We start from the raw sequence: 13,033 nt of genomic DNA on the forward strand, positions 1-13,033 counted from the left end.
CTTGCTGTTTTTAATTCTGACTTCCCGTATCCTGTGAAGAACTATCCTCTGCGGAACTATCTCCTGTGGCATTTTCTGCTGAGCCATCTGCTGTGGAACTATCTCCTGTGACATTCTCTGCTGGGCTATCTGCTGTGGAACTATCTCCTGCAGCACTTTCCTCTGTAGATTCTGTGTTACTGCTCTCATCCGTACTCTGACGGTTCTTTAAGAAAATATATTCTCTCTGTGCCGCCTCATCATCCGGATAAAGCGAAACATACTGCTGGACAACATCCCATGCGGATGTAAAATCTCCACTATATTCATAAGCAATGATCTGATTTGACAGAAGTTCCTGCTGGTTCGTAACATTATCCATCGCAAGTCCCTGTCTGATATCCTCTAAAGCTGCCTCATAGTTGCCTTTTCCCATCTGGATCTCGGCAAGTGCATTCATTGCAACCGAATCAGCCGTACCACTGTCCACATATGCCTGATAATACTTCTCTGCATTCGCAGAATCTTCCTCAGCTTCATAGACCTGTGCAAGATAGAGATTTGCCTTGGCACTGTCTTTTTTCACTGCTTCTTCTAACTCTTTAACTGCATTTGCATACTGACCAAGAAGATAATAAATCCTGCCTCGCCAGGTCAGATTTTCTGCAGAATTGCCTTTGATATCAAAAGCCCTGTTTAAATACTCTTCCCCTTCGTCAGTCATATTATTAGCGGCAAGGTTCTCATAAATCCCAACATACAATTCATAATCATCCGGGTTATATTTCACTGCATTTGCAAAATCTTTTTTTGCTGTATCTGTATCCTGCTGTTTTAAACTCAGACATCCATGCAGGTAATAGGCATTTCCATTCTTCCCATCATAATCGATCATCGCCTGGTAAGTTGCAAGTGCTCCCTCAATATCTCCTCCGGCATACTGTGCCGCTGCCTTGTAGTAACAGATATCTAACTCGGTATCTGTGATCTTACCTACACACTGGGAAAGTGCACTGTTAAAAGCTGCAACTGCCCCCTCATAGTCACCGGACTGCATACTGTTGATCCCGATCTTGCGAAAATCCAGTTCGTCCTCTAAACGCTCATTGGTGCATCCGGTAAAAAGTGCAGCAAACAGCACTGCCCCTGCAACCATATACGGCAATCTGTGTTTCTTCATCTCTATATTAATTCCTTTTCTCTATAATTCTTCAAACACCAGCCGCATATCATACCACACGGCTCCCCCATGTTTTGACATGGACTTTCCTTCATTAATATAACCAAATTTCTCATAAAATGGAATAAGACTTTCTTTACATGTCAAAACAATTCCTTTGCGTCCCTGTGCTTTCACGTCCTCAACCACATGCTCCATGAGCTTTGACGCACATCCCATCTTCTGATATGCCGGCAGCGTTGCCACTCCAAAGATCATCTGCCACTGCCCATCTTCCATGTGCATCGTGGCATCCTCAAACATCTCATCCCGCAAAATCGGAATATTGGTCGTCATTCCATTGATCACGCTCACTATTTTTCCAGAGTCCTCCAGTAACCAAAAATGATTCGGAAATACGGTCAGTCTTTTTTCAAAAGAGTCTTTTTCTGCTGCTTCTTCCGGTGGAAAGCACTGTCTCTCCATTTCCGTGATCGCATCTATATCATTTATTGTTGCTAATCTTATGTCCATTGTTGTGTGTCTCCATTATTTCTTAAAAAGTGCCTGCTGGCAGTCATTTTTTATCATTTGGCTGCACTCCAGTCCGCAGTGCACGTCCGAAAAATCAGAGATTTTCCGGACTGTCGGGCTTTCGCCCTATCAACGAAGCAAACAATAAAAAAGTGCCTGCAAGCAGTCATTTTTTATTGTTCACTTCGTTGGCACTGCTCAATGCTTACGCACATTATACCATACCTTTTTGATATTTTGCATTGTATTTGAAACTTTTTATGACTATGCTGTATCTAATAGTCAGATGATTCGAAAGAATCAAATATTTGCAAAGGAGGATCTGATCTTGAAATTCTTTTCCGGAAAAGAAAAAAAACTTACTGCAGAATCCAATGACGAACTCATTGAACGATTACTGCTTGAAAATTACAACCGCTACTATCATCTTGCATACAGCTATGTACATAATCCAGACGATGCAAGTGACATCGTACAAAACGGCGCTTATCTGGCGATCAAAAACAGTGCTTCCCTAAGGCAGCCGGAATATGCGGCGACCTGGATTTACCGCATCATGTTAAATGAGATTTTTCATCATTTAAAGCGGCCGGATACCATTTCTTACGAGGATTCACTGATCGCAGAGGGAAAACCGGACCAGTATCAGGACTTAGATCTTAGAACTGCGCTTGATTCTTTGTCCCCGGAGGATAAGGCGATCGTGGAACTTCGGTATTTCGAGGACTTAAAAATCGAAGATATCGCCCGCGTCTTAAATGAAAATGTCAATACCATAAAAAGCCGTCTGTACCGCAGTATGCAGAAGTTAAAACTGAAAATGGAGGTAACCGAATGAACACAAATGATTTTTATGAATTAAAAAAATCCTATGACACCTCGCAAATGCCTGAAAAGGAGGTCATAAAAATGAAAGAAAAAATGAATCAGGCGAAAGCCGAGAAGAAGAACAAACACAATAAAACCATTATCACAAGAATCTGGGTTGGCGCTGCTGCAGCGATCGCAGCGTTTGTCATCCTGCCAAATACTTCACCGAGTGTCGCCTATGCGATGGAACAGATCCCGCTGCTTGGAAATCTGATCGAGGTCGTCACATTCCGCGATTACCAGTACAGCAGTGACAAAAACAACGCCGATGTCAATGTTCCAAAACTGGTACCGGAAACTGTTGCTTCCACTGAAAATACAACGGAAGACCCGGTTGGGGAAAATTTAAAGAAATCAACCGATGAGATCAATGCAGAGATTGAAAAGATCAGTGACAGCCTGATCGCAGAGTTCAAACAGAATATGAACAACGAAGGTTATCAGGATGTCATGATCAAACATGAGGTCATCAACACAACTGACGACTATTTTACCTTAAAACTGATGTGTTATCAGGCTGCCGGCAGCGGTTATGAGATGGATTATTATTACACGATTGATTTAAAGACCGGGGAACGCCTTGCGTTAAAAGATCTTTTTAAAGAGGGATCTGACTATATCACCCCGATCAGCGAAAACATCAAATCACAGATGCGAGGGCAGATGGATGCCGACGAAAATGTCTCCTACTGGCTGGATGATACAGAAGTTCCTGAATGGAACTTTACCTCCATTAACGATGATACTTCCTTCTATGTTAATGCTGACGGAAATCTCGTCATCAGCTTCAACGAGGGCGATGTCGGTCCAATGTCTATGGGTGTTGTAGAATTTACGATCCCACACGATGCGATCGCCGATATTTTAAAATAAGAAATGTCTATGTAGTAAAGGATTCTGGCATGGTATTCAGCAGTCTCAACTTTATTTTTATTTTTTTGCCATTATTTCTGTTTGCCTATTATGTCACACCTGCTGCTTTCAGAAACAATACGCTCTTTGCAGGGAGCGTATTGTTTTATGCAATCGGGGTGATCAAACAGCCATATGCACTGTTTCTGTTAATGGTTCTGACCTATCTCAATTATGTGTTTGGAATCTGCCTTTATCAGATACACAATTCAAGAAAAAAGAAACTCTTTTTGACAAAAGTTATTTTTTTCGATTTTTTATGGTTGTTTTTGTTTAAATATTCCAGACATTTATCTCTGCCGCTCGGAATCAGTTTTTATACGTTCCAGCTGACTGCATATCTTTTTGATATCTATTACGGACGTATTTTACCGGAACGGGATTTTGTGACATTCGGTACTTACATCAGCATGTTCCCAAAATTAATTTCCGGACCAATTACCCCGTATGAGATGCTGCGCAGGCAGCTTCACAGCGCAAGACGCTTTCTGCCCGAAAATCTTGCGGAGGGTATGAAACTTTTTATCCGGGGACTTGGCTTAAAAGCGATTCTGGCGAATCAGTTTGGCAGTCTGTGGGCAAATGTTGGCACGATCGGATATGAAAGTATCTCCACACCGCTTGCATGGCTTGGAATCTATGCATATTCTTTCCAGATTTACTTTGATTTTTATGGTTATTCCCTGATGGCAGCAGGTCTTGGCAGAATGCTTGGTTTTAATCTTCCCATAAACTTTATGCACCCCTATCTCTCCACAAGCATGACAGAATTCTGGCGGCGCTGGCATATTACACTTGGACAATGGTTTCAGACCTACATCTATATTCCACTTGGCGGCAACCGCACAGGCATCTGCAAATGGATCCGCAACCTGCTTGTCGTGTGGATACTTACCGGAATCTGGCATGGCACAGAATTTCATTTTATTCTGTGGGGATTTTCCCTGTTCGTCATTGTATTGACAGAAAAACTGCTGTTAAAAAAATTGACGGACCGATACGCGCTGGCCGGACATCTTTATATGGCAGTTCTGATCCCATTGTCGTGGATGCTTTTTGGAATCAGTGATCCCGGCAGTATCGAAGTCTACATCCGGAAATTATTTCCATTTTTTTCCGCCGATGATGCCATTATTTATGTGAATGATTTCTGGAAAAATTTAAATGATTTCCGCTTTATCATCCCTGCCGGCTTCCTTTTTTCTACAAGGCTTCCGGTCCGCCTTTTAAAAAAAATCAGGGGCTCTGTGCCAGAAATTTTTGTCTATCTGGCAATTTTCTGGTCTTCTGTTTACTGTATTTACGTTGGCTCTAATGACCCATTTTTATATTTCAGATTTTAACGAAGGAACACTATGCGAAAAAAAATATCTGCCATATTGTTTTATTTTTTCTTTTTGATAAGCTGCCTTTTGATTCCACTCATTTACTTATATGTAACGTTAAACATAAATGCAGCCAAAAATACGTCCTTGTCCGTGTCTTCTGTCTCCGCCGCACAAAAACAGGACACCACGACACCATCGGACACTTCCGGTGCGCCATCTGACAATACAGACCGGCAGGATATCCCGGACACAGAAGTTCCGATGACAGAAATGACCACTGTTGATGCAGATTATTTCGATGACGCTTTAATGATCGGTGATTCCCGCACCGTCGGATTAAAAGAATATGGTACGTTGGGCAATGCCACCTTTTATTGTGATTCGGGTCTCAGTATCTATGATCTGGAAAACAAAAAAATTATGGTGGACGGTATCGGAAAGGTCAGTATCTCTGATCTTTTAGCCAGCCATACCTATCATAAAATATATCTGATGCTCGGCATTAATGAACTTGGCTACGATGTCACACAGACATTTGAAAAATATGCGTCGTTTGTAAATTTTCTGCAAACCATGCAGCCGGATGCGATCATTTATGTGGAAGCAAATCTTCATGTGACTGCACAGCGCTCAGACTCGGATAAGACATTCAATAATGCCAATATCAACGCCTTTAATCAAAAAATTTCGACATTAGCCGATCACCGGACCATTTATTATCTGGACATCAATGAACTTTTTGACGATGCAAACGGCAATCTCGGCACACAGTACAGCAATGATAATGCGCATCCCCTCGGAAAATACTACGCAGTATGGTGTGACTGGTTAATGGAGCACGCCGTTGTCCGTGACGGGAAATCATAATCCCTTGCACCGGTTTTAAAATATCGTTATAATATTTCTTGCAGATTACGGGGACATGAAACAGCCTGCGCTATCTTTCGTATGGCATCCCCTCAGAAATGGAGATATAGATTTATGAACAAAAAAGACATTTTAGAATTAAAACGGCGTTTTAAAAAGGATGCCTGCACTTTTACAAGACTGTGCGGCTGTTATGTGGATGCTGACCACAATAAGGTAACTTCTTTCGGAGAGACATTTTTAAATCTGGAGGATGAAGAATTTTACAAATATTTAGAGATTGCCAAAAAAGTAATGTCCGGCACGATCGGGAATAACCTTTTAGAGCTGGAATTTCCAACCGCAGAGGAAGCTGCCGGCGGCAGACAACAATTTTTGATGGGACTGCGCGAGAGTGCCTTAAAAAATGATGATCTGATGGATGCATTTTATGATCTCGTCATCGACAGTTACGACTACGTGGGAAATTATCTGATTCTTGTATTCCATGATGCCTATGACGTCATGACAAAAACATCAGACAATAATAAATTAGACGAATCGGAGGAAGTTTACGAATACCTGCTCTGCGCGATCTGTCCGGTCAACCTGACAAAACCGGGGCTTGGCTACCGTGAGGATGAAAACCGTATCGGTCCGCGTATCCGTGACTGGGTAGTAGGCGCACCGGATACCGGGTTTGTATTTCCTGCATTTACTGACCGAAGTACTGATATCCACTCTGTCATGTTTTACACCAGAGATACCAAGACACCTCACTCTGAATTTATGGAATCCGGTCTCGGCTGCGGTTCTAAATTTACTGCTACCGAACAGAAACTTACTTTCCAGAGCATTGTAAAAGAAGTTATCGGGGAAGATGATGATGAAAGCGATGCTATCTTCATGGATATTCAGGATAATTTAAATGACCTGATCCCTGTCGCTTTAGAAGATGAACCAGAACCGGAACCGGTTCCTGTCACAAAGAGCACAATCTCTTCCGTACTCGCAGAGAGCGGTGTGACCGAAGAACAGGCAGCTGTGATCGAACAGACCTATGAAAATGTATTTGGAGAAGAAGTCCCTGTTGCAGAACACCTGGTAGATCCAAAACTGGTAGAAGCAAATGCAAAACGTAAAGAAAAATTAGAACTGATACAACAGGTTGAAAATCTGAAACAACAGTTAGAAGAAACACGTGCCCTTCCAGTCGGAGAATCTGATGAGGACGATGTCCCGGCAGTCAAAACCTATGATGTCATTCTGCGCGTCAAACCGGAAAAAGTCGATCAGATCCACTCTCAGGTTATCGACGGTCAGAAATGCCTTGTTATTCCAATGGATGAGGACGAGCATGCTGCCGTTAATGGTGTGAATACAACGATCTGATAGCCTTTCTGACAAATGCTGGTTTGTTTATGAAATAAATCATCTCCCCAAATGGTGTATCGTAGGCTTGTGAGTGGCATCTTGCGCAAAGCCGGATTAATTTTTGTTCCGTTGTACGAAAATAAGAAAAGTCTAGGTATGCCTGAATTAGATTTTCTCGGAGTGACGTGACCGGCAACAACGAGTCATCCATGACTCGATGCTGCCTTGTTCTGCCATCCGTGGCAGAACATCACTATGTATAGACAGGCACACCAAGATTTTCTAATTTTCTCCCAAAGTCACAAAATTAGCTCCGGCTTTGCGCAAGATGCCAGCCTTCAGGTTGTGAACACCATTTGGGTGGGCGGTTCATCTCAAAATGGGGGCGCGGGTGTGAATTTTTGATATTCGCACGAATGAAAATATGCTTAAAATCCTAATATGCTGTATCATTAATATTCAGCCTAACGGCTTCCCAGAATTTTTATATGCCACATTGCATTACACGAATTATTTCGTAAATTGCCAGATTAATAACGCAGAATATTTTTTCAAATGTGTATGGCAATAAATATGGGCATAGTGGTATATATCGATGTTTTTACCAGTGTTATCAAACAAATAATAAATTATTGAATCTAGTTATTTGGAAATATTTTTTAATCAGATTCAGACACAAAACACTAAAAATTTACGCACTTCCAAGGTTGTAAAATGAGTTCCCCGGCGAAGGGTGTTTCACAACCTTGCGGCTGGCAAATCGCATCAAGCCGAGACCTGTTTTGTGACTTTGGGAGAAAATTAGGCAATCTTAGTCTGCCTGTCCGTAACACAGTGTTGTGCTGCCACGGACGGCAGCACAAAGTCTTAATGCCCCCGGACGGGGCGTTTAAGACGCACACGTCACTCCGCCACAACCTATACCAGGCAGCCTTAGATTGACTTATTTTCGGACAACGGAAACAAAACAGTCCCGGCTTGATGCAATTTGCCACTCACAAAACTGTAAATCCACCCTTCGCCGGGGAACTCACATCACAACCACAAACCAGCATTTGATGGGCAGTTTTCTTTCATGAAAGCCGTTCTTTAATATAATCTTCCATTTTCTCCCGCGGTACACCGAGCGTCAGAGAAAGCTCTCCATACAGTTCATTCTCTGCCACTTTCATATAACGTTCATCTACCGCAGTCACTTTTTTGCCCTGCGCGATCCGCTCTTTTTTACGCTTATACAATGTCTTTACAATGCTGACCCATGCATGATAATCACATGTCCGGAGTGCTTCTTTATATTTTGCCTCGCGTTGTTTATCATCAGGCACCCACAAAAGTTCTATCCGGGGCATTTCCTCAATCAGCTTTTCTGCCTCTTCCTTTGAAATCGTCCTACGCATTACAATTTTCTCGCTGTCCGTAGGTACATAGACAGTCCCATTCGAATCCCCGACCGGTGCTAAAACATAATACAAACGTTCCTGGTCCGCTCCCGAAATATCGATATGGGTAATATCTTTGATCTGACAGACACCTTTTGCGCCACACACAACATATTCTCCGATTTCAAACATTCTTTTGATTCTCCTTTCCCTGGTTTCAAATTTAAATGATCATCTACAGGTATTTTTTCTATCTTATATTTACCTGGTATTTCATACCTGATATTTTTTATATCATACCACTATTTAACTATATCATTATTTTTCCCAAAAAGTCAGCAAAATAAGCGTTCAACGTTTATTTTTGTGAAAACTATAGCACATGATACTATACTTTATTAGTCATATTTTACATAAAACGGGCGGCACAAAATTTTATGCCGCCCGTTTTTGATATAGTAATATTTTTTCTGCCACTGCTTTTGGCATAATCTAACAATTCCTGATTTTCTTTCCGGTTAATGACATTTTCCACGCTGTTCTTTTTTTGCACTTTCAACGTCTTTATGGATGCCTGTTCACACTCTAAATATCTTAAATACCTGTTTACCGCAATCACGTAAAGATTTATCGTTGCAGGTGCCAGATTCTCATCCTGCAATTTCTGTTTATATAGCAGTGTCCTTTCTTTTGTAACTTCCTTTCCATTTAAATACCGGATAAATTTTTCTGCCTCCCTCAGATATACCTGTCTGGTATGTTCCGACAGCTCACTTTGTTTTAAATATTCCTCATACATTTCTGATCGTTTCATATGATAATCCTCCGTATTTCTAATAGTTTTTCCATAAGAAATAAAATTATCACAAAATAAAGAGTCGCTTGCGACTCTTTTGCGCTCGAGCGGTGCTGTTTACAGCTAACTTCTTCTCCGCGAGATGCGCATCCCGCCCGGAGGGCTTTTTGATTCATAGGACGTAATATCTTATGAATCAAAAAAACTGCCGTCTCATGATATTCTCATGAAACGGCAGTCCGTCTTGTTCGTACAGTCCAAATGGGTAAAAAGACTATACACTATCTGCACATGGCAGACAATTATATTAAATTAGGGAAAGGAATTAACAAAATGATCTTGTCGTAATCTTATTATCTCTGAACACGTCCGGAAGCATCTCCGCCAGCTAATTTCTTAACTTCATCAACGCTTACCATGTTGAAGTCACCTTCTACGGAATGTTTCAGACAGCTTGCTGCTACTGCGAACTCAATGGTAGCCTGTGGATCATAATCATTTAAACAAGCGTAGATTAATCCGCCACCGAAGGAATCTCCTCCACCAACACGGTCAACGATGTGCATTAAGTACTCTTTGGAGAAGTAGCTCTGTCCATCCTCATAGAGCATTGCTGCCCAGCGGTTGTCGTTTGCAGAGATAGATGTTCTTAATGTGATCGCAACTTTCTTGAAACCGAAACGGTCTGTTAATTTCTGTGCAACCTCTTTGTATCCTTCTTTATTTAACTCGCCTGCAGTTACCTCTGTACCCTCAGACTTGATACCGAATACGTCGTTTGCATCTTCCTCATTGGAGATACATACATCTACATATTTGCAAAGCTCGCCCATAACCTGGCCTGCTTTTTCTTTGGACCATAATTTATTACGGTAATTTAAATCACAGCTTACAGTGATTCCTTTTGCTTTTGCAGCTTTACATGCCTCTAAACAGATTGCTGCAACATTATCGCCAAGTGCCGGTGTGATTCCTGTAAAGTGGAACCAGTCTGCACCGTCAAAAATCTTATCCCAGTCAAAATCAGCAGTTGTAGCTGTTGCAATGGAAGAACCTGCACGGTCATAAACAACTTTAGATGGTCTCTGGCTTGCGCCTTTCTCTAAGAAGTAGATACCAACACGGTCACCACCACGAACGATATCAGATGTGTCAACACCATACTGTCTTAAAGCATTCACACCAGCCTGTCCGATCTCATGTGTCGGGAGCTTTGTAACAAAACTTGCATCCAAACCGTAGTTTGCTAAAGAAACTGCAACGTTAGCCTCTCCACCGCCGTATGTTGCGCCGTAGGATGTAGCCTGTACGAAACGATAATATCCTTCTGGTGCCAGACGAAGCATGATCTCACCAAATGTAACGACTTTCTTTGCCATGATTTAAATCCTCCTAAAATAAAATGTTTCACATTGTGAAACGTTGTTTCATAATTTATATTTTTATTATAGCACTGAAAAATAGAATGTCAAACATGTTTTTACTTTAATGCAATTTTTATAGGTTCTGTTATTTTTATCCAAAAAAGTTGTGAAATATTTGCAACTTTCTCTTTTTTATTTTTGAGATGTGTTATATAATGCATATGTATTGGTTCATATTGTAGAACTTAGTTTCATATTTTGAAACTGTTATGATATATTTTTTAAGGAGGTTTTTCCATGGACCGTAAATATGATGTCATCACATTAGGAGAGATTCTGCTTCGTCTTTCCACTCCGATCAACGGACGTCTCGCACAGGGCGATACTTTAATGAAGCATTTAGGAGGTGCCGAGTTAAATATTGCCTCCGAGATCGGACAGCTTGGCTTAAAGACGGCAATGATCTCTAAGATTCCAAATAACCTGCTCGCCGCATTCATCAAAAACCAGATGAACGCATCCCGTGTCAGTGAAAATTACCTGATCTCCGATACAGCAGACGACAGCCGTATCGGTGTCTATTATTACGAATATGGTTCCTATCCACGTAAACCGCGTGTTGTTTATGACAGAAAACATTCTTCCATCAACAACATCGATATTAAAGATGTACCGGAAACCATGTTTTATAACACACGCCTGTTCCACACCAGCGGTATCACTTTAGGTCTTGGCGGCAAAGCACAGAAGTTTGCCATCGAGTGTATCCGCAAATTCAAAGAGCAGGGCACTTTGATCTCTTTTGATGTCAACTACCGTGCCAATCTCTGGACTGGTGAGGAGGCAAGAGCCTGCATCGAACAGATTCTTCCCTTTGTAGATATCTTTTTCTGTTCTGAAGATACCGCCCGCCTGACCTTTGGCAAAACAGGCTCGATCGAGGAAATCCAGAAGTCTTTCTGCGAGCAGTACCCGATCTCCGTGGTTGCATCCACAGAGCGCACCGTCATCACGCCAAAGAAGCATAACTTTACTTCCATTATTTATTCTGCGAAAGATGATGCCTACTACCGCGAGGAACCCTACAACAATATCGACGTAGTCGACCGTATCGGAAGCGGTGATGCCTATGTTTCCGGTGCCCTCTATGGCTACTTAAAACATAAGGACTGCCGTAAAGCCTTAGAATACGGCAATGCCATGGCAGCCATCAAGCACAGTGTCATCGGTGATATGATAACGACCGACCTTGAAGAGATCGACAGCATTATCGCAGAACACAAAAATACAGGTTATCATTCTGAGATGAACCGATAATAAATATACCGCCTGCTGCTTTGAGCATGCGGCAGATAGAAAGAACCGGAATATCCATATCCAATTTTTATGGGTATTCCGGTCTTTATATTTTCATTCCATTATATTGGTACCTGGCTGCTCTTTTTCACAATAATAGTTTTTACATCACTTCACGGATCACACGTTCCACATTTTTGTACGCGATTCTTTCTATGTCATCCTCACAAAATCCTTTTTTCTGCAGTGCATCGAATAATTTTTCCATCTCCATGCAGTCAGCAATCTCAAGATTTCCCTCAATCCCGTCAAAATCCGTACCAATGCCCACACATTCAATCCCGCCAACATTGACCAGATGTTTCACATGTTCACACATTCTTTCGATCCTGCTTACTTTATCCACCGGATCTGTATTTAAAAACGGTGGATAAAAATTAAGTCCACACACACCGCCATGCTCTGCCAATATCCGTATCATATCATCCGTCAGATTTCTCGTTGCAGGAGCGAGTTCCCTGCAGTTTGAATGGGATGCCACAAACGGTCCCTTCACAAGCTCTGCCACATCATAAAACCCGCCATCCGATAAATGGGAAACATCCACAAGGATTCCACGTTCTGTCATATATGTGACAGCTTCCTTCCCAAACGGCGTCAGTCCAAGTTGCATCCTTCCTGCATCTTTCGCATGCGGATGTCCGAAACAGTTATCATCATTCCAGGTCAGCGTGATAAGCCGTACTCCCATCTGATAAAGCTGCTCTAAGTGCTCCATTTTTCCATCCACAACGCATCCGTTTTCCACCGTCAGAAAGGCTGATACTTTTTTCTGCTGCCAGTTGCGCTGCAAATCCTCATAGGTGCATGCCGGCGCAATGATATCTGCACAATTTTCCATCGTATTCTGATATACTGCATACATATCCTGCATCTGCTTTTCGATCTCTGCCCCGTTATACCAAAGACTTATCTTTCTCTTTTCTGACCGGCAGTCGTCTGGATCATGTCCCGGATCACTCCAGTTTTCTTCTTTTTTCTGCTGTAAAAACATGGCAAAAAACTGTGCTTTTGTGCCACACCGGTGCAGCCTTTCTGCATCCACCATCGTATGTTCCAGTTTTTTTGCCGTCTCTTTTTTCTGTTCCACTGCTTTTGCAAGCGTATCACAATGCATGTCGATATAATTCATATCC

The 13,033-nt window shown here is 41.9% G+C and carries 12 protein-coding genes; 6 read left to right on the forward strand and 6 right to left on the reverse strand.

The annotated features are described in order from the left end of the window. Positions 1–10: 10 nt before the first annotated feature. Together ACDD58_RS04965 and ACDD58_RS04970 are read right to left on the reverse strand one after the other, a co-directional pair. Positions 11–1,159, reverse strand: a complete 1,149-nt coding sequence (locus tag ACDD58_RS04965; protein WP_370776163.1) for a tetratricopeptide repeat protein — start codon at positions 1,157–1,159, stop codon at positions 11–13. A 21-nt stretch (positions 1,160–1,180) separates the two neighbouring features. Beyond that, positions 1,181–1,672: a GNAT family N-acetyltransferase gene (locus ACDD58_RS04970; protein WP_370776165.1), complete on the reverse strand. Its 492-nt coding sequence runs from the start codon at positions 1,670–1,672 to the stop codon at positions 1,181–1,183. Between the two features lie 328 nt (positions 1,673–2,000). Between ACDD58_RS04970 and ACDD58_RS04975 the strand changes: the two genes are divergently transcribed. The 5 genes from ACDD58_RS04975 to ACDD58_RS04995 all read left to right on the forward strand — a co-directional run bounded on the left by ACDD58_RS04975 (position 2,001) and on the right by ACDD58_RS04995 (position 7,020). Next, on the forward strand, positions 2,001–2,510 hold the full coding sequence (locus tag ACDD58_RS04975) for a sigma-70 family RNA polymerase sigma factor (protein WP_330414640.1): 510 nt from the start codon (positions 2,001–2,003) through the stop codon (positions 2,508–2,510). A gap of 71 nt (positions 2,511–2,581) precedes the next feature. Further along, positions 2,582–3,415: an RsiV family protein gene (locus ACDD58_RS04980; RefSeq protein WP_243102942.1), complete on the forward strand. Its 834-nt coding sequence runs from the start codon at positions 2,582–2,584 to the stop codon at positions 3,413–3,415. Positions 3,416–3,444: 29 nt separating this feature from the next. Then, positions 3,445–4,797, forward strand: a complete 1,353-nt coding sequence (locus tag ACDD58_RS04985) for an MBOAT family protein (protein WP_370776168.1) — start codon at positions 3,445–3,447, stop codon at positions 4,795–4,797. A 12-nt stretch (positions 4,798–4,809) separates the two neighbouring features. Further along, positions 4,810–5,649 (forward strand): GDSL-type esterase/lipase family protein, encoded by an 840-nt coding sequence (locus ACDD58_RS04990; RefSeq protein WP_118210040.1) that lies wholly within the window; start codon positions 4,810–4,812, stop codon positions 5,647–5,649. Between the two features lie 114 nt (positions 5,650–5,763). Next, complete coding sequence (locus ACDD58_RS04995; RefSeq protein ID WP_370776170.1) at positions 5,764–7,020, forward strand: DUF4317 domain-containing protein; 1,257 nt, start codon at positions 5,764–5,766, stop codon at positions 7,018–7,020. A gap of 1,055 nt (positions 7,021–8,075) precedes the next feature. On the opposite strand, the gene ACDD58_RS05000 is transcribed toward ACDD58_RS04995, so the two are convergent. The 3 genes from ACDD58_RS05000 to ACDD58_RS05010 form a co-directional block, all read right to left on the reverse strand. After that, positions 8,076–8,573 carry a CarD family transcriptional regulator gene (locus ACDD58_RS05000; protein ID WP_117922659.1) on the reverse strand — a complete coding sequence of 166 codons (498 nt, stop codon included), beginning with the start codon at positions 8,571–8,573 and terminating at the stop codon, positions 8,076–8,078. A gap of 217 nt (positions 8,574–8,790) precedes the next feature. Beyond that, positions 8,791–9,195 (reverse strand): site-specific integrase, encoded by a 405-nt coding sequence (locus ACDD58_RS05005; protein ID WP_370776172.1) that lies wholly within the window; start codon positions 9,193–9,195, stop codon positions 8,791–8,793. A gap of 335 nt (positions 9,196–9,530) precedes the next feature. Further along, positions 9,531–10,556 (reverse strand): sugar kinase, encoded by a 1,026-nt coding sequence (locus tag ACDD58_RS05010; RefSeq protein WP_117922657.1) that lies wholly within the window; start codon positions 10,554–10,556, stop codon positions 9,531–9,533. Between the two features lie 282 nt (positions 10,557–10,838). Here ACDD58_RS05010 and ACDD58_RS05015 point away from each other — a divergent pair, with 282 nt between their 5' ends. Beyond that, positions 10,839–11,858 carry a sugar kinase gene (locus tag ACDD58_RS05015; protein ID WP_118210045.1) on the forward strand — a complete coding sequence of 340 codons (1,020 nt, stop codon included), beginning with the start codon at positions 10,839–10,841 and terminating at the stop codon, positions 11,856–11,858. 142 nt (positions 11,859–12,000) lie between these two features. On the opposite strand, the gene ACDD58_RS05020 is transcribed toward ACDD58_RS05015, so the two are convergent. Continuing rightward, on the reverse strand, positions 12,001–13,029 hold the full coding sequence (locus ACDD58_RS05020) for a dipeptidase (RefSeq protein ID WP_370776175.1): 1,029 nt from the start codon (positions 13,027–13,029) through the stop codon (positions 12,001–12,003). Between the last annotated feature and the right edge of the window lie 4 nt (positions 13,030–13,033).

This window comes from Roseburia sp. (genome assembly GCF_041325975.1).
GTDB classification, from domain to species: domain Bacteria; phylum Bacillota; class Clostridia; order Lachnospirales; family Lachnospiraceae; genus Roseburia; species Roseburia rectibacter.

Coding starts and splice junctions, on each gene's coding strand:
- ACDD58_RS05020 (WP_370776175.1), bottom strand. CDS start 13,029: ATGAATTATATCGACATGCATTGTGATACGCTTGCAAAAGCAGTGGAA.
- ACDD58_RS05015 (WP_118210045.1), top strand. CDS start 10,839: ATGGACCGTAAATATGATGTCATCACATTAGGAGAGATTCTGCTTCGT.
- ACDD58_RS05000 (WP_117922659.1), bottom strand. CDS start 8,573: ATGTTTGAAATCGGAGAATATGTTGTGTGTGGCGCAAAAGGTGTCTGT.
- ACDD58_RS04985 (WP_370776168.1), top strand. CDS start 3,445: ATGGTATTCAGCAGTCTCAACTTTATTTTTATTTTTTTGCCATTATTT.
- ACDD58_RS04970 (WP_370776165.1), bottom strand. CDS start 1,672: ATGGACATAAGATTAGCAACAATAAATGATATAGATGCGATCACGGAA.
- ACDD58_RS04980 (WP_243102942.1), top strand. CDS start 2,582: ATGAAAGAAAAAATGAATCAGGCGAAAGCCGAGAAGAAGAACAAACAC.
- ACDD58_RS05010 (WP_117922657.1), bottom strand. CDS start 10,556: ATGGCAAAGAAAGTCGTTACATTTGGTGAGATCATGCTTCGTCTGGCA.
- ACDD58_RS04990 (WP_118210040.1), top strand. CDS start 4,810: ATGCGAAAAAAAATATCTGCCATATTGTTTTATTTTTTCTTTTTGATA.
- ACDD58_RS04995 (WP_370776170.1), top strand. CDS start 5,764: ATGAACAAAAAAGACATTTTAGAATTAAAACGGCGTTTTAAAAAGGAT.
- ACDD58_RS04965 (WP_370776163.1), bottom strand. CDS start 1,159: ATGAAGAAACACAGATTGCCGTATATGGTTGCAGGGGCAGTGCTGTTT.
- ACDD58_RS05005 (WP_370776172.1), bottom strand. CDS start 9,195: ATGAAACGATCAGAAATGTATGAGGAATATTTAAAACAAAGTGAGCTG.